Origin of the sequence: Campylobacter sp. IFREMER_LSEM_CL2090, assembly GCF_025771865.1 — a bacterium.
Lineage (GTDB): Bacteria > Campylobacterota > Campylobacteria > Campylobacterales > Campylobacteraceae > Campylobacter_D > Campylobacter_D lari_D.
Genome location: NZ_JAKMRA010000006.1, coordinates 48,588 through 65,247, shown reverse-complemented (window position 1 = coordinate 65,247; position 16,660 = coordinate 48,588). Strand labels below are relative to the sequence as shown.

At 31.4% G+C, this 16,660-nt stretch carries 15 protein-coding genes; 4 read left to right on the top strand and 11 right to left on the bottom strand.

Annotated features, from left to right (window positions below; genetic code table 11):
- Positions 1–10: 10 nt before the first annotated feature.
- From L8V85_RS04770 to nspC, 10 genes are all read right to left on the bottom strand, one after another.
- On the bottom strand, positions 11–3,508 hold the full coding sequence (locus L8V85_RS04770) for a bifunctional proline dehydrogenase/L-glutamate gamma-semialdehyde dehydrogenase (protein ID WP_263737576.1): 3,498 nt from the start codon (positions 3,506–3,508) through the stop codon (positions 11–13).
- Positions 3,509–3,646: 138 nt separating this feature from the next.
- A complete protein-coding gene (gene selD / locus L8V85_RS04765) occupies positions 3,647–4,678 on the bottom strand; it encodes a selenide, water dikinase SelD (protein WP_263669697.1) in 1,032 nt (343 codons plus the stop codon).
- Positions 4,675–5,253 carry a sulfurtransferase-like selenium metabolism protein YedF gene (gene yedF, locus L8V85_RS04760; RefSeq protein ID WP_263737575.1) on the bottom strand — a complete coding sequence of 193 codons (579 nt, stop codon included), beginning with the start codon at positions 5,251–5,253 and terminating at the stop codon, positions 4,675–4,677. Before yedF ends, selD begins: the two co-directional genes overlap by 4 nt.
- A 48-nt stretch (positions 5,254–5,301) precedes the next feature.
- The gene (locus L8V85_RS04755; RefSeq protein ID WP_263709310.1) at positions 5,302–6,030 is read right to left on the bottom strand and encodes a winged helix-turn-helix domain-containing protein; all 729 of its coding nucleotides are present in this window, start codon (positions 6,028–6,030) and stop codon (positions 5,302–5,304) included.
- 55 nt (positions 6,031–6,085) lie between these two features.
- Positions 6,086–6,655: a formate dehydrogenase FDH3 subunit beta gene (fdh3B, locus tag L8V85_RS04750; RefSeq protein WP_133319414.1), complete on the bottom strand. Its 570-nt coding sequence runs from the start codon at positions 6,653–6,655 to the stop codon at positions 6,086–6,088.
- Positions 6,656–6,665: 10 nt separating this feature from the next.
- On the bottom strand, positions 6,666–9,488 hold the full coding sequence (locus L8V85_RS04745; RefSeq protein ID WP_263725941.1) for a formate dehydrogenase subunit alpha: 2,823 nt from the start codon (positions 9,486–9,488) through the stop codon (positions 6,666–6,668).
- 16 nt (positions 9,489–9,504) lie between these two features.
- A complete protein-coding gene (locus L8V85_RS04740) occupies positions 9,505–9,708 on the bottom strand; it encodes a twin-arginine translocation signal domain-containing protein (protein ID WP_263737574.1) in 204 nt (67 codons plus the stop codon).
- A 175-nt stretch (positions 9,709–9,883) separates the two neighbouring features.
- On the bottom strand, positions 9,884–10,564 hold the full coding sequence (locus tag L8V85_RS04735) for a molecular chaperone (protein ID WP_263737573.1): 681 nt from the start codon (positions 10,562–10,564) through the stop codon (positions 9,884–9,886).
- 63 nt (positions 10,565–10,627) lie between these two features.
- Positions 10,628–11,557 carry a formate dehydrogenase subunit gamma gene (locus L8V85_RS04730; protein WP_039627999.1) on the bottom strand — a complete coding sequence of 310 codons (930 nt, stop codon included), beginning with the start codon at positions 11,555–11,557 and terminating at the stop codon, positions 10,628–10,630.
- A 136-nt stretch (positions 11,558–11,693) separates the two neighbouring features.
- Positions 11,694–12,857, bottom strand: a complete 1,164-nt coding sequence (nspC, locus tag L8V85_RS04725; RefSeq protein ID WP_263737572.1) for a carboxynorspermidine decarboxylase — start codon at positions 12,855–12,857, stop codon at positions 11,694–11,696.
- Between the two features lie 145 nt (positions 12,858–13,002).
- Here nspC and L8V85_RS04720 point away from each other — a divergent pair, with 145 nt between their 5' ends.
- From L8V85_RS04720 to L8V85_RS04705, 4 genes are read left to right on the top strand one after another with little or no spacing between them, the layout of a single operon-like run.
- Positions 13,003–14,547 (top strand): multicopper oxidase family protein, encoded by a 1,545-nt coding sequence (locus tag L8V85_RS04720; RefSeq protein WP_263737571.1) that lies wholly within the window; start codon positions 13,003–13,005, stop codon positions 14,545–14,547.
- Positions 14,548–14,558: 11 nt separating this feature from the next.
- Entirely contained in the window at positions 14,559–14,780 is a 222-nt protein-coding gene (locus tag L8V85_RS04715; protein ID WP_263665582.1) for a MoaD/ThiS family protein, read from the top strand.
- Between the two features lie 3 nt (positions 14,781–14,783).
- A complete protein-coding gene (locus L8V85_RS04710; RefSeq protein WP_263737570.1) occupies positions 14,784–15,230 on the top strand; it encodes a molybdopterin synthase catalytic subunit in 447 nt (148 codons plus the stop codon).
- Position 15,231: 1 nt separating this feature from the next.
- Positions 15,232–16,413 carry a molybdopterin molybdotransferase MoeA gene (locus tag L8V85_RS04705; protein WP_263737569.1) on the top strand — a complete coding sequence of 394 codons (1,182 nt, stop codon included), beginning with the start codon at positions 15,232–15,234 and terminating at the stop codon, positions 16,411–16,413.
- Here L8V85_RS04705 and L8V85_RS04700 read toward each other — a convergent pair.
- Positions 16,402–16,611, bottom strand: a complete 210-nt coding sequence (locus tag L8V85_RS04700; RefSeq protein WP_263737568.1) for a hypothetical protein — start codon at positions 16,609–16,611, stop codon at positions 16,402–16,404. The two genes, L8V85_RS04705 and L8V85_RS04700, sit on opposite strands and share 12 nt — an antisense overlap.
- Positions 16,612–16,660: the final 49 nt, after the last annotated feature.

Here is a 16,660-nt window from a genome sequence, read left to right as displayed (position 1 = left end):
TTTCTCCTTTTTATTTTAAAGCACGAATGCCTAAATTTCCATAACGGTGGAAAGATATACTTAAAGCTTTTTCATTATGATATAAAAGCAACTCAAAACGCCCATTCATTAAAGGCTTAGCATTGGCAATGATTTTTGCACAACTTGCTGCTTTTATGAAAATTTCATCATTAACATCTAATGGAGCAAAATAACGAATTCTTTCATAATCAGCTATTTTGCTAATGAAATTTTCTTTACTTTCTTTAAGGAATAAAGTTTTTGAACTAATTTTTTGATTAATCTTTTGCACAAGATCTATTTTCTCATGCTCATCATAACTTAAAATAAGATCAATATTTAGCACACTGGCTGCTAAAATAACCCCTAAAATATCTTTTAAACTATCATCTTTATGTACTCTATAAGCGATATTTTTAACCTTTGTATAAGAGAAAATATTATCCTCGCCTCTTATATTGACATAATCTTTTGCACTTGCAAATTCATGTTTTGCATGATAAGCATAGCTTCTTGCCATAGCTTTAATGACTTCAAAATCAGCTTTATCTTTTTCATTTAAATCCAAGCTTAAAGCATTTAAATTTGATACTAATTCATTATCTAAAACATTTTGATCAGCTTGACTTTGCTCTATATCTAAAAATTGAGTGATGTAATTATAAATTCCAACTTTTCTACCAAAACCAATGGCTGATTTTTTAATACCACCAAAAGGTTGTCTAAGAACTATAGCTCCTGTTGTTGGTTTATTGATGTAAATATTTCCTGCCTCTATGTGAGTGTGGAAGTATTCCCATTCTCTCTCATCTAAACTTTCAAATCCTGCTGTAAGTCCATAACCTGTAGAATTTACTATATCAATAGCTTCTTTTAAATCTTTTGCTTTCATTACAGTTAAAATTGGCGCAAAAAGCTCATTCATGTGTGTAAAATCACCTTTTTTTGTACCATATTTAATCCCTGGAGTTAAAAGATAAGGATTATCATCTACAAATTTAGGCTTTAAAGCCCAACTTTCATATGGAGCTAACTCATCTAATGCTTTTTGCAGTTTTACATCTGGTTTATCTGCTAAAGCTCCAAGTTTATTTTTAAATACAAATGGATTTCCAACCGCCATAGAACTAGCAGCATCTACTAAGGTCTTTTTAAATTCCTCATCTTCATAAACTTCTTCTTCCAAAACAAGTAAAGAAGTAGCAGAGCATTTTTGACCTGAATTTGAAAATGCTGAATGAATGATATTTTTAATCGCACTATCACGATCAGCAAATTTAGAAACAATAGTTGCATTTTTACCGCCTGTTTCAGCACTTAAAAGTAAGGTTGGATTAGCTTTGAGCATTGCATAAGCAGTTTCTTCTCCACCGGTTAATACTGAAAATTTCACACTTTGATCAACAAGCAAGTATTTTGATATATCACTACCTTTAGCAGGTAAGAAAATCAAAGCATCTTTTGGAATTCCCGCATCCCAAAAGCATTTACAAAGCATATAACCTGTTAGCATGGATAAAGATGATGGCTTATATATTACTTTATTACCTGCAGCCAAAGGTGCTGCTATGGTTCCTACTGAAATACCTACTGGAAAATTCCATGGTGCAATTACCACACCTATGCCTTTTGCTTTAAAAGTAGTATTTGGATTTTGCTCTTTTAGTTTTTCCAAAGAATGTGGGTAAAATTCTAAAAAGTCTATAGCCTCACTAACTTCAGGATCAATTTCTAAGAAAGTTTTTCCTACTTCTAAAGCTGCTATACCTATTAAATCTCCTCTACGATCTCTAACAAGTTGAGCAGTTTTTGCTAAAATTTTATAAATTTCATCATGACTTAAATCACTAAAATTTGAGCTCTTAGCTATATCTAAAGCATATTTAATCTCTTTTTGGCCTGCTAAATGTGCTTTACCTATAGTGCGATTTTTGATTTTATCTTTAACTTCTATTACTTGTAAATTTTCATTTTTAATTTCTTCTTTTGCAACCGGATACACATCGTAATTTTCTAAATTTTCATATTTAGTTCTTATATTTTTAACCCATTCTCTATTTGCTTTTAAGATAAAATCTGTATCAGGTTCATTTTTAAATTCTTTACTCTCATAAGAACTAATAGCCTTTGTCTCATTATTTCTATCTTGAGTTCTATGAGTAGAATTATCCAAACTAGCAACGCCTTCTAAAGATTTTATAAATAATTCTTTTTGCATTTGCCAATTTTTATCATTAATTTTAAGGTTGAAAAAATATCTCATGAAATTATCTTCACTAGTATTTTCATCAAGTCTTCTTACTAAGTAAGCAATGGCATTATTAAAATGCGCTTCATCACACACCGGTGCATAAAGTATAAGATCATGCATTTTAGAAAGCTCATAAGAGCATTGCAAGCTCATACCTTCAAGCATTTCAAAAGTAAAAGATGATAAAGCTCCTGCTTGTGAAATTCTAGTATAAGCATAAGCAATTTCAAATAAATTATGACTCGCAATACCTACATTAATATATTTATAATTATCGCCTTCTAAGACAAAATCAAGCATTTTCTTATAATTACTATCTGTGTCAATTTTTTTATAAAAAGTAGGTAGAGCCCAACCTCTTTGCGAAGCTATAGTTTCTTCACTTTCCATATTCGCTCCTTTAACAAAGCGAATTTTTATAGGCTTCATACCTTTTAAAACTCTTTCTTTTGAAAAAGCAAAAAGTTTTTTCAAATATTCATAAGAATCAGGAAGATAAGCTTGTAAAACGATACCTGCTTTAATATTATACTTTGCAATACTTTCCATAAAAGCTTCAACGGTTAATTCTAAATCTCTAAATTCCTCCATATCAAGATTGATAAATTTAGACACACCTTGCTTTTTTTCTTCTTCTAAAGCAAGAGCATATAATTTATCCAATCTTTTTACCACTTCATCTTTAGAGTATTCAAAATCAATAATATTAATTTGAGAAAAAATGGTAGTGATTTTAATTGAAATATAAGTAATATAGCTTGTTTTTAATGCTTCTTCATATTTTTTTACTCTATAAGCACTCTCAGCCTCACCCAAAACCTCTTCACCAATTAAATTTACATTTAAGGTAATTTTATCTTCATCTTTTCTTTTACGCATATGAGGCTCTAAAACACTAGGATTTGCATCTAAAACCATAGCTTTAGTATCTTCTCTTAAATGCTTAATGAAAAATGGTACACTAAGAGTTGGTGCAAATTTTCCAAAATTTAAAAATGAAAAAAGCAAAAATTTTTCAAAAGCACTAAAAAAATCTGCTATACCATATTTGTTTAAAGTATGCTCTATAAGCTCAAAACTCGCACTTTTATCTTTACATCTAAAAGAGCGATCTAAAAGTTCAATCAACATCACTTTATTTTTAGGATTGTTTAAAAGTTTTTGCATTTTGGCGTGAAATTCTTTTTCACTTTGAGAGATATTACTTTCTATTTTTCTTTGTAATTCTTCAGCTAATTGCAAAGCTTTTTGTATCATTTCTTCCTCCATTTAGTAATTAATATCTTTTATGATACAAAAATAGCCACAAAAATCAACATATATTTATTTATAATTTATTTTTTTATGTAAAAAAGTAACAAATATAAACATATATTTTTAATTGTAAATAAAATATTAGCGTAATAATAAATAATTATGAGTATTTCTTACACATCTAGCAATAATCTTTGCCTCTATATTGTAATCTTTCAAAATTTTCAAAGCCTCATTTGCATCTTTTTCACTCATTGCAGCTAAAAGTCCCCCTGAAGTTTGAGGATCAAAATACACTATATCTTCATCTTTTTCATTTAAATTATCAACCCAAATTTTTAGGCTATCTTTATTTTTATAAGCTCCTGCTGGGATTATCCCCATATTAGCCATTGGCAAAACTCCATCCATTAAAGGAATTTCATTTTTATACACTTCTATCATAATCTCTTCATTTAACATTTCTTTTAAATGCCCCAAAAGGCCAAAACCAGTAACATCACTTAAAGCACTAAGACTTTTAAACCCCTTTAAAATACGACTTGCGTAAAGATTTAAAAAACTCATTTGCTCTATTGCCTTTAAAATCTTTGCTTTTTCTAGCAAACCAGCCTTGATAGCAGTGCTAATAATGCCACTACCTATAGGCTTAGTAAGTAAAATAACATCACCATCTTTTGCACTATTATTAGCTATAAATTTCTTAGGATGAACTACACCTGTCACACTAAGACCAAAAATAAATTCATCATTTTCTATAGTATGGCCACCTACTAGCACAGCACCAGCTTCTTCAACCTTAGCTCTAGCACCTTCTAAAACTTCAAGTAAAATTTCATTGTTAAAATGACAAGTATCAAAGCCTACAATATTTAAGGCATTAATCACCTCAGCACCCATAGCAAATACATCACTTAAAGCATTGGCAGCAGCTATAACACCAAAATGATACGCACTATCAACCACAGGTGTGATAAAATCAAGTGTTTGCACTAAAGCTAAATCTTCATTTAGCTTATAAACACTTGCATCTTCGTTATTATCAATACCACTTAAAATGTTTTCATGCGGTTTTAAAATGCCAAGAATTTTGTCAAGACCCACCGAGTCTAGTTTGGCAGCTCAACCCGCAGCTTTTACATATTGAGTTAGTTTTTGGTCTTTATATATCATAAAGAAATAATCTTTGCCTTTCCAAAAAGTTCATTTAAAATTTCATAAGCATTACCTATTTTGCCTATTTTAAGCTCTTTAGTTTTACCAAAAAATTCCAAACATGCCCCACAACTATAAATTTCAACCCCTAAATTTTCAAGCTCTTTCATAGCTTCAAAAGCCATATGAGAACAATCAGTATTCATCAAAACACTATCATTAACACAAAGGATTTTTGCAGGTTTATTAGATAAATCTTTTAAGGTTTTTAAAAAACCTAGCATTAGATTTTTCCCAAGCTCCCCTTCACCTACTTTATCGCTTTTTAAAAACAACACATTATATTCTTGTAAATTTTGTTCTTGAATTTGAACTATATCACCATCTTTTATAATGCTAATAATACTTTCATCATTTACATCTTTCACACTAAAGTTCAAATTTAAAGATTTTAAAAACCTCATTACATTTTCTTTAGAAGCTTGAGAATTTAAAAGAATTTCTAAATTTTCATTTTCTTTTAACTCTTCTAAAGCCTTTTTTGTCTCTATCACAGGACGCGGACAAGCTAAATCTCTACAATCAATTTTCATTTTTTACCTTTTTTACTTAATGATATATTTTTATAACTTGTATTCAAATTAAGTTTTATCTTTTTCTTGATTTTTCTTGAAAAATAATTCTTTAAAGCGTTTATTAGTGTATTCTTCTACATCTTGTTGTAAAATTTTAAAATTTTGAATTAACTCATAAGCTCTTGGAGTAAGCTTACTACCAGCTTCACTTCCTCTTCCTTTTTTAGCAATGAGTAATTCTTCTTTCATATTTTTTTCTAAATCCTGTATATAAAGCCAAGCTTTTTTATAATTAATCCCTAATTGTTTAGCCGCTTGGGAAATACTTCCACATTCTCCAACTAATTCTAAAATATCTGTTTTCCCTTTACCAAAAAGTAATTCTCCATCAGGATTTTCTACCCAAATTTTGCTTTTTATATGAAATTTTTTACCTTTTTTTTCTTCAAAACAACCAAGTTCGCAGTATTTAACATCAATTTTATAAGTTTTAAGCGTAGCTCTCATATCAGCCATATTAAAGTTTTTAGCACATTCTAAAGCATCTTTACATGATATGCGACGCTTAGAATCTAGTTTTGTTTCTAATTTTTCTAAAATTTCACTTTTTGCTATATTTTTATTTAACTTTCCAAATTGACCTAACTCGCAATCTGAAATTTTTACATCCATTTTTTTTATACTAGCTTGAAAATCTTCTTTGGAGTATTGTTTTAAAAGCTCTAGTGCTTTTTTACAAGTAAGTTTATTATTTTCATCAAGATTTTTTTGAATTTGTAAATTTAATTCTTCCATGAATTAACCTTGGATTATAAGTAGTAAAAAAGGGTGCCTGTAAACACCCTTTGGGTTATTTTGCATCAAGTCCTAAATTTTGGCCCTTAAGCAAAACTCTTTTTCTATACATTGCACTAACTTCAGCTGCATCACCAACCAAAAGTGCATTTGTAGAACAAACCGCAGCACACATAGGCACTTTACCTTCTGCGATACGATTTTGTCCATAAAGTTCTCTTTCTTCATGAGAGTTAGTAGGTTCAGGACCACCTGCACACATAGTACATTTATCCATTTGACCTTTAATACCAAAAGCACCATCTCTTGGAAATTGTGGAGCACCAAAAGGACACGCATAAAGACAATACCCACAACCTATACAAGTTTTTTTATCATGTAAAACAATACCATCAGCTCTAATATAAAAGCATTTTACAGGACAAACTTGCTCACATGGAGCATCTGTGCAGTGTTGGCAGGCAAGAGTTGTTGAAAACTCTTTTCCTTCTATGCCTTCATTTAGAGTGATTACCTTTCTTCTATTAATCCCCACTGGCACTTCGTGCGCACTTGAACAAGCCACTTGACAAGCAAAGCAAGAAATACAGCGATTATTATCTACATAAAATTTCATTCTAGCCATAACTTACCCCTTAAGCCTTTTCAAGTCTGCAAAGTCCTGCATTAAATTCAGAAATTTGCGTATTTATATCAAAACCATAGTTAGTAACCGTGTTAGAACTTTCACCTATAGTATAAGGTCTAGTGCCTTCAGGATAATTATAACTTAAATCCACTCCTTGCATAATACCCGCAAAGTTATAAGGCAAGCAAATTCTATCCGGTGTAACAGAATGATTATGCACACATTTTACTTTAATCTTAGTACCTTGCGGTGAATGAATCCACATCATATCTCCATCATTTATACCATATTTTAAGGCAAGTTCAGGGTGAACATTAGCAAACATTTCAGGTGTGATTGCAGCAAGATATTTACTAGTTCTCTCAAGCATACCTGCACCACTTAAATTTACTAAACGCATACTTGAAATGATAGTTGGAAACTCTTTACTCCAATCTTTCTTTTGTTGCTCGCTGATAAATTTACTCTCAACTCTGAAATTTTTCTCTTGATCACCCCAAGTAGGATATTTTTTAACCAAATCCCAACGAGGTGAGTGAATAGGCTCTCTATGTAACGGAATAGGATCTGCAAATTCCCAAACTTTCATTCTAGCTCTTGCATTACCTAAACAGCAAGCACTCTTTTCTCTACATTTTTCTAAAATAATACCTGAAATATCTGTACTCCAGCTAGCGCCCATTAATTCTTTTTCGCTATCACTTAGTTTGATATTAAATACTTTTTCAATATTTGCCTTAGTGATTTGTGGGTAACCACCTTTAACTTTACATCCTTTTGGAGTAAAGGCATCATCTGCTAATTGAGAATGTCCTTCATGCTCTAAACCAAAGCGGTTTCTAAAGCCCATACCGCCTTCTTCATAAGGCACATCAGTATTCCATAATATAGAAGTTCCCGGATGTTGTTCATCCCAACAAGGCCAAGGTAAGCCATAGTATTCACCTTTAACTTCACCACCAAGACCTCTTTGAGTATCAGGATCAAAATGTTCCCAATTTTGTTGGTGTTTTCTTAAGCGTTCAGCTGAAATACCTCTTAAACCTATACTTAAAAGACCATTACTCATTTCTCTTGTAGCATCATCAGGCCATATAAAATTATCATCATTATCATCTCTTGTTTGCACAAGCTTATGATCTTTCAATTCCATTTTCATACCGCGAGTGTATTCTTTATAAAAACCGAATTTTTTAGCAAAAGCAAACATAATCTCTTGATCTTCTTTGCTTTCATAAATTGGTTTTACTACTTGAGAACGCCATTGCATAGCACGATTAGTCGCAGTGACATAACCTTCTGTTTCAAATTGAGTACAAGCAGGGATAATATAAATACCATCAGAACGATCTGCTAAAACTGCTACTTCATTTACAAAAGGTTCAGCGATTACAATCATATCAAGTTTTTTAAGCGCTTCTTGAATTTTTACCGTATGCGCCATAGAAGTAATACCCGTTCCTTGCACCCAAAGCACACGGATAGGTGAGTTAGAATAAGTTTTTTCTTCATGTAAAACGCCTTGCCACCATTTTGCTAGTGAAAAACCTTTTTCATGCATCCATTCTTTAGAATAAAATCTTGAATTTAAATATTCTCTATCTACATTCCAAAAATTAGCAAAATGATTCCACGCATTATCATCAAGCCCATAATAAGCTGGTAAAGTATCAGCCAAACAGCCCATATCAGTAGCACCTTGAACATTATCATGACCTCTAATGATGTTTGTTCCTGCACCTGGTTTGCCTATATTACCAAGAACGAGTTGTAAGATAGCTAGAATTCTTGTGTTGGAGCTACCTACCGAGTGTTGAGTAATACCTAAAGCCCAAAATAGCGTAGCAGGTTTGATTGTAGCTAGCATTCTTGTAATTTTTTCAAGTTGAGCAGCTGGAACGCCTGTTACATCTTCTACAACTTCAGGAGTCCATTTAGCAGCCTCTGCTTTTATTTCTTCAACACCATAAGTTCTAGTTTTGATTAATTCTTTATCTTCCCAACCGTTTTTGAAGATCAAATGAAGCATACCATAAACTAAAGCTATATCTGTGCCTGGACGAATTCTTACATATTCATCAGCATGTACTGCAGTTTTTGTAAATACAGGATCTACAACTACCAATTTAGCATTATTACGATCTTTTGCTTGTAATAAGTGTTTAAATCCGATAGGATTTGCCACAGCAGTATTTGCACCAAAAATAATCATCATTTTTGAGTGTTTAGTCACATCACCAAAATGATTTGTCATAGCGCCATAACCCCATGTATTCGCCACACCGGCGACTGTTGCGCTGTGTCAAATTCTAGCAACGTGGTCTATATTGTTAGTACCCCAAAATGCTGCAAATTTTCTAAAATAATAAGCTTGTTGGTTATTAAATTTAGCCGAACCTAAAAACATAACACTATCAGGTCCATTTTCTTTACGGATTTCAAGCATTTTATCGCCAATTTCATTGATAGCTTGCTCCCAAGTTAAACGCACCCATTTGCCATTTTCTTTTTTCATAGGATATTTAATACGCTGTTTTGATTTAGTAAGATCGATTTGATCTATCCCTTTACAGCAGTGTGATCCTTGAGAAATAGGATGTTCTATAGCGTTTTCTTGACGCACCCAAACTCCATCTTGTACTTCTGCTTTAATTCCACAGCCTGCACTACAGATACTACAGATTGTTCTAACAATCTTAGAATCTGGATAAGGATTTGCTACTTCTTGTTCACTTGCAGCTCTAATAGCTTTGTTTTCACTACCAAAAGCCGCAGTTCCAAGACCAGCAATACCAGCAAGCTTAAGAAAATTTCTTCTTGCTAATGCCATCTTCTTCCTTTCTTAATTAATAAGCTATTTTGTAGTATTTTTCCCAATGCATAGTTTTTTTATAAAGCACTTCTTTTTTAGCACTTTTTCCTAAAACTACGGTATTTTGCTCTTGGTAATCATCTTTAGCTAAAGCATTCACACTTGCCCCAGCTACTACCCCTAAAGCACCAATTTTCAAAGATTTTTTTAAAAAATCCCTTCTTTGATTGGCCTCCATGTTCTCTCCTTTGAAATAAAAGTAAAGAATAACTATAAATACTTATTTTCAAAGTATTTATACACTTAACAAAATAAATTTTGCATATTTTCACTTAAGATTTTATTTAATTTCTATTTTCATAAAAAGATGATTTTTATAATATGTATTTTGGTAACAAAATACATATTAATTTTTATAATTTACTAAGTTCTTCTATATTTGTTTTGCTAAATTTAGTAGGAAGTCTTGGCTCATAAGGAAGTCTTTGTAAAGCCTCATCTGCTATACTTTTACCTTCTTTTTTTATAGGTGCTTGTACTTCCAAATAAGCTCTTTCATTTGCAAAAAAGACTTTCATAATATTGGCAATAGCAATGTAAAAATTTGAGTTTTTGTGGATTTGTAATTTTTCTATAAACTCATCTATTACAGGGTTTATCACAAAACGAAATAATTGCTGTGCAACTTTTAAATCATGCTCAATAATACTTGCCATAAAAGCAAACAAAAAGCCAAATTCATCTTCACTTTGCCTACAATCTTCTTTTTTTCTAAATTTGGTTTTTCTAATGATTTCACAGGCTTGAAGCTTCATTTTGCCATCATCCCTACCCTCATCATAAAAAGAAGCACTAATAGGCACATTCACATAAGAAAAATCAAAAAACACTCCATTTTGTTCTTCTTTAAAACTTGCAAAATCACATGCGCTAAGTTGTTCAAAATCAGACTTTAAACTATCATCTAAAGGACATTGAGCTAAAACTAAAACTTGCTCATGCCAAATTTTAAATTCATTTTCATCAATAAAATTAAAAGCTTTTGAGAAAAATTCATAAAAATATTTACGCGAAAGATCAATATCTTGTATCATTAATTTTCCTTGTTATTTTTATTTGATTATAACAAGGAAAATTTAAAAAAATCAAGTGAGATTTTAAAATTTTGTTTTAGAATCGTAAGTAAACGATGGATTGATTTGTTTTTTATCGCTTAGTTCTTTATACCAATAAGAATGTAAAATATAAACTTCCTCTTCTTCTTTATAACCACTAATCATAGAGTGGATACTTCCTTTAATAGCAAATACGGCCATATAAATATGAATAGCAAAAAATACTGCACATAAAATACCCAAAATATTATGGATGATAGCTGAAGCTCTTAAAATATCTATATGAGAAATTCCAAAAATAGATTGCAAAGAAGTAGAATTAAAATCAAGGAAAAACATAAACGCACCAGTGATTATCATCAAAAAGCCACCAAAAACAGCTATATAATACCAAGATTTTTGACCAAAGTTAAACTTACCCGCAGGCACAGGTTTTTTCTCTTTGCTTAAATATCCACCTACTATCATCATCCATCTTAAATCATAACTTGCAGGAAGCATTCTTTTAATCCAACACAAAAGCATAGGAATGATGGAAATGATAAATAAAATAGTAGCAATACCATGTAAGTTTTTACACATTCTTACAAAAAATCCACCGCCAAAATACGATCCAAAAATCATAATAAGTCCGGTTGGTACAAGGATAATCCAAGAGATTGCTGCTACAAAATGAAACAATCTTTCAAATACTGAAAAAGCGTAAATTTTCTTACCATCATGAGAAAATTTCTTTGGACCTATGACCATATAATGCAAAGCAAAAGCTGAAATTACGACTATAAGTATAATCAAAACAGCACTTGCAATATACTCACCTTGCAGTTTAGTCCACAAAGCACCAAAATTTTGATAACTTTCTATATTCATCACTCTTTGCACATCCCAAATTTGAGTATTTTTAACTTCAAAATTTTCTTGAGCAAATAGAAAGTTAAAACAGGCTAAAAGAGCTAGTATAACTCTATGCATAAATTACTCCTAAACATTACACGCTAGAAAAAGCTTAGCATTGTAGTTTTGTTAATTTTCAGTTTTCATTTTTATTTTAAAAAAAGTTTTATTTAAAAAACATAAATTTGCAAAAAACTACAAAAAAACTCAATTTTTAGTTTCTTTTTGAATAATTTTCATAACAAAACTCTCTTACCATAGATAAATTTTCATTCTTATCTAAGAACATTAAATTTGGAAGTCTTACTCCATTAAAAGTAGTGTTTTTAACTATGGAATAATGAATTTGATCTAAAAATACTATTTTTTGTCCTATTTTTAACTCTTGATTAAAAGCATACTCACCCATGATATCCCCTGCTAAGCAAGTATTGCCACCAAGTAAATAAGCAAATTCGTTTTCTTTTAACTCGCTGTAATTTTGTCCATCACGACTTGATAAAATTCTAGCATTTAAAACCTCGCTTGTATAAGGCATAATGATAGTATCTGGCATATGAGCTTCGCTTGAAGTATCTAGAATAGCTATTTTTTTCTCATTTTCTACTATATCTATTACACTTGCAACTAAAGTCCCACACTGCCAACCCACAGCCTCACCTGGCTCAAGATACACTTGCACACCGTATTTATCGCTAAATTTTTTACAAAGATCAATTAGTTTTTGCGTGTCATAACCTTCTTTAGTAATATGATGACCTCCACCAAAATTAACCCATTTTATATTTTTAATAAATTTTGAAAATTTAGCCTCAAAAGCATTTAACACAAGCTCTAAAGAATACGCACTTTCTTCACACAAAGCATGAAAATGAAGCCCACTTAAAGCGCTTAAATCTTCATTTTCAAAATCAATTGCACGAATTCCTAATCTTGAAAATCTGCCACAAGGATTATAAAGTTCTTTTGGGGCTACTGAAAGCTCTGGATTGCAACGCAAACCAAGAGACTTTTTACTTGCTTTGTCTTTAAATTTTTTAAACTGATTAAAAGAATTAAATACTATATGGTGTGAAAGATCTATGATTTCATCTATTTCATCATCTTTAAAAGCAGGTGAAAAAGTATGAATTTCTTTGTTCATATATTCTTTTGCAAATTTAGCTTCCCAAAGCCCACTGCAAGTACAACCTGATAGATACTCACCCACTATATCCATAGCACTTGAAAAAGCAAAACCCTTTAGAGCAAGCAAGACTTTTGCTCCACTTTGCTCACTCACTTTAGCCAAAAGCTCACAATTTTTTCTAAGCTTGTCTTCTTCTAAAATATAAGCAGGAGTTTGAAAGTCTTTATCTAAATGATTTTTAATTAGCATTATTTGTCCTTAATTTTTTGATTTAAAACCACTTGTATAACAAATCATATTAAAATTATATCTTGTTTTTATAATTTACAATCATTAATCAAACAATAGCTATAATCAAAATCCAAATCAAAATTAATTTAGGAGTAAAAATTTAATGGATAGAAGGTTATTTTTAAAATTTAATGCTTTAGGCTTAGCAAGTATTAGCAGCGCTTATGCAATGGGGGATCATTCTCATCATAATATACACTCAAAACATACACAAAAAGATACAAAAGAAATCGATACTTCTTTTATCAAACTAGAAAATCCAAACATTAAACTACTCGATGAAAAAGACTTTCCTAGCGGACAAACATTAGCAAATTTAAAACTTCTAAAAAACACAAGCACAAAGAAAAATTTCTTTAGATCAAGTATAGAAATCAAAGAAAGTCAAATAGAGCTTGTTAAAGGTAAAAAAACAAAATGCTTTACTTACAATGGCTCTATACCTGGACCTAAAATAGAAGTTTATGAAGGTGATACGGTTGAAATTTTGGTAAAAAATAGTTTAAAAGAGCCAACTACTATCCACTGGCATGGACTTGACATACCACCTGAGCAAGATGGCAACCCACACGATCCTATCATGCCTGGTAGAGAAAGAATTTATCGCTTTAAACTTGGAGAAAATTCAGCAGGAACCTACTGGTATCATCCACACCCACACTACACCACAGCAAAGCAAGTTTATAAAGGCTTAGCAGGGGTATTTGTAGTAAAAGCCAAAAAAGACGCGTTGTCGCATTTACAAGAACAAGATTGGGTGATTAGTGATTTGCGTTTAGATGAAAACGCACAAATTCCTGATAATAATTTATTTGATTGGCTAAATGGTAGAGAAGGAAATTTAGTTCTTATCAATGGACAATTAAAACCAAAAATAACACTTGACAAAGCTCAAAGAATTCGTATTTATAATTTTTGTGCGGCAAGATATTTAAATTTACGCATTAAAGGTGCTAAATTTATTTTAGTAGGAACTGATGGAGGACTTATAGAAAAAGGTGTTGAATTAGATGAATTATTTTTAAGTCCTGCTTCAAGAGTAGAAGTGCTAATCAAAGCAAGTAAGGGTGAATTTAAACTTGAAAGTACTTATTATGACCGCGATAAAATGCTTGTTAAAGAAGAACCTTACACTCTTATGTTAGCTAATCTTAAAGTAGAAAAAACTATAGAAAACATACCTGAAAAGCTACGAGAATTTCCACCTTTAAAAGAAGCTACAAGCTTTAAAGAAGTGATTATGAGCGAAGATCATATGCAAATGCATGGTATTAGTAAAAAAAGTGAAGAAGAAATCAAAAAAAGCCTTGCCTCTATGTTTTTAATCAATGGTAAAACATTTGATATGAATAGAACGGATTTAACCTCAAAATTAAATGAAGTAGAAGAATGGGTAATAAAAAACAAATCGCATATGGATCATCCTTTCCATATACATGGAACACAATTTGAACTCATATCTTCTAATTTTAAGGGTAAAATAACAAAAGCAAAATTCAGAGCATTGCAAGATACGATTAATGTAAGACCTGGAGAAGAATTGAAACTTAGAATGAGTCAAAAATTTACCGGTATTAGAATGTTTCACTGCCATATTTTAGAGCATGAAGATCTTGGAATGATGGGAATTTTAGAAATAAAAGAATAAAGGTAAAAAAAATGGTAAAAGTTGAATTTCTAGGGCCAATTAACAAAGAAAGCTTAGAACTAAATGTAAGCAATCTTAAAGAATTAAAAGCAATTTTAGGACAAGATGAAAGCTTAAAAGAATGGCTTGAACTTTGTGCAGTTGCTTTAAATGATGAAATGGTTTTTGATGATAAAACTACCTTAAAAGATGGGGATAAAATTTGCTTATTACCACCGGTTTGTGGAGGATGAGTTATGTTTGAATTACACCAAGGAGCCTTAGAAATTCCTAGCATTTATGCTAGATGGTATGAATATGCTAAAGATAAAAACTGCGGAGCTTTGATCACATTTTGCGGTATAGTGAGGGCTGAAGATGAGATTGAGGCTTTAAGTTTTGATATATATGAGCCTTTATTAAAAACTTGGTTTGAAAAATGGTGCCAAAAACTTGCAAATAAAAATGTAAGTTTGATGTTTGCTCACTCTATCGGCGAGGTTAAGGTGCATGAGAGTTCTTATTTTGCTGGGGTTTTAAGCAAGCAAAGAAAATTAGGACTTAAGTTAATTAATGATTTTGTAGAAGATTTTAAAGCAAGCGCACCTATATGGAAATATGATATCATTAATGGCGAAAAAATTTATGCCAAAGAACGCTCTTTGAAACTTCAAGGAGCAGGAATTTTAAGCACTAAGGACTAAAATGCTAACTTCTTATAGCCAAAGTTTAGACATACTTCATTCACACATACAAGCATATGAAAAGATAGAAAACATCGCTTTAACACAGTGCTTAGATAGAATTTTAGCCATAGATATCAAAGCTTCTACTAACAACCCTCAATTTCCTACTGCTTCTATGGATGGCTATGCGATTAAATTTAGCGAACAAGATGAGCCTTTGTCTATCATAGGCGAAGTGCCTGCCGGAATTTTCCCAAGCTTTAAAATACAAAATAAAGAATGTGTTAAAACCTTTACAGGCTCTTTGATGAGTGAAGGTTGTGATACCTTAGTGCCTGTGGAAAAAGTTGAGGTTAAAAACGGTGTGGTTTATATAAAAGAAAAAGTTCCACAAGGCTTTGCTGTGAGAAAGGTGGGCGAAAGCTACACCAAGGGCGAAATTTTACTCACTAAAGGCACAAAACTAGGTTATAGCGAAATAGCACTTTTGGCTGAGCTTGGATATTTTCACATTAGTGTTTTTGCTAAACCTATCATAGGCGTGCTAAGTAGCGGAAGTGAGATCAAAGACTTAGGCGAAAGCTTAGAACACCCTGCACAAATTCGTTCATCAAACCATGTAGCCATAGCTAATATGGCAAAAAAACTTGGTGCTGAAGCTAGAATTTTTCCACTTTTAAAAGATGATATGCAAAAAACCCCAAGTGTTTTAAAGCAAGCACTTAATGCGTGTGATATTTTAGTTACCACTGGTGGAGTTTCCATGGGGGATTTTGACTTTTTAAAGCAAGCTGTTAAAGAGTATGAAATCATCTTAGATAAAGTCGATGTAAAACCTGGCAAACACATCAAAATAGCCAAATTTGAAGATAAATTCATCTTTGCTCTACCGGGTTTTCCATACTCGGCTATGGTAATGTTTAATTTATATGTAAGAGAACTTTTAAATGCTTGGCTTTTACAAGAAAAAGACTATATATTTAAAGCATTTGCAAATACTGACTATAAGAAAAAAAGTTCACATTTAGAATTTGTAGCTTGTAATGTAGAATTTAAAGATGGAAAAATTTATGCCAATTTAAAAGGCAAAAAACAAGGCTCAAGTGCTATCATCAACAACCTTAACCACAAAGCTGCATTAATGATAGCACATGATGATATAAAAGAAAATGATTTAGTGGATATTGTTTTAATGCCTTGATTTTAAATGAGAGCTCATGATTCTCCCTTTTTCATCATAAACTTTAATCTTATCTCCCTCTTCCACGCTAACACTAGATGCTGTAAATCCTATTAAAATAGCATCTATTTTAGCGGGTATAAATTTAGAATACAACTGTTTATCGCCATCGTAAACTCTCAAAAAAGAACCATCAATTTTAGCTGAAGTAATAGCCATTTTCTTTCCTTATGTGCTAATTTATAGCATAATTATATCAAAACATAGA

Excerpts from the sequence above, each read along its gene's own strand:
- L8V85_RS04700 (WP_263737568.1), bottom strand. The coding sequence starts at position 16,611 with ATGGCTATTACTTCAGCTAAAATTGATGGTTCTTTTTTGAGAGTTTAC.
- fdh3B (WP_133319414.1), bottom strand. The coding sequence starts at position 6,655 with ATGGCTAGAATGAAATTTTATGTAGATAATAATCGCTGTATTTCTTGC.
- L8V85_RS04710 (WP_263737570.1), top strand. The coding sequence starts at position 14,784 with ATGTTTGAATTACACCAAGGAGCCTTAGAAATTCCTAGCATTTATGCT.
- L8V85_RS04755 (WP_263709310.1), bottom strand. The coding sequence starts at position 6,030 with ATGGAAGAATTAAATTTACAAATTCAAAAAAATCTTGATGAAAATAAT.
- L8V85_RS04715 (WP_263665582.1), top strand. The coding sequence starts at position 14,559 with ATGGTAAAAGTTGAATTTCTAGGGCCAATTAACAAAGAAAGCTTAGAA.
- L8V85_RS04720 (WP_263737571.1), top strand. The coding sequence starts at position 13,003 with ATGGATAGAAGGTTATTTTTAAAATTTAATGCTTTAGGCTTAGCAAGT.
- L8V85_RS04770 (WP_263737576.1), bottom strand. The coding sequence starts at position 3,508 with ATGATACAAAAAGCTTTGCAATTAGCTGAAGAATTACAAAGAAAAATA.
- L8V85_RS04735 (WP_263737573.1), bottom strand. The coding sequence starts at position 10,564 with ATGATACAAGATATTGATCTTTCGCGTAAATATTTTTATGAATTTTTC.
- L8V85_RS04740 (WP_263737574.1), bottom strand. The coding sequence starts at position 9,708 with ATGGAGGCCAATCAAAGAAGGGATTTTTTAAAAAAATCTTTGAAAATT.
- nspC (WP_263737572.1), bottom strand. The coding sequence starts at position 12,857 with ATGCTAATTAAAAATCATTTAGATAAAGACTTTCAAACTCCTGCTTAT.
- yedF (WP_263737575.1), bottom strand. The coding sequence starts at position 5,253 with ATGAAAATTGATTGTAGAGATTTAGCTTGTCCGCGTCCTGTGATAGAG.
- L8V85_RS04730 (WP_039627999.1), bottom strand. The coding sequence starts at position 11,557 with ATGCATAGAGTTATACTAGCTCTTTTAGCCTGTTTTAACTTTCTATTT.
- L8V85_RS04705 (WP_263737569.1), top strand. The coding sequence starts at position 15,232 with ATGCTAACTTCTTATAGCCAAAGTTTAGACATACTTCATTCACACATA.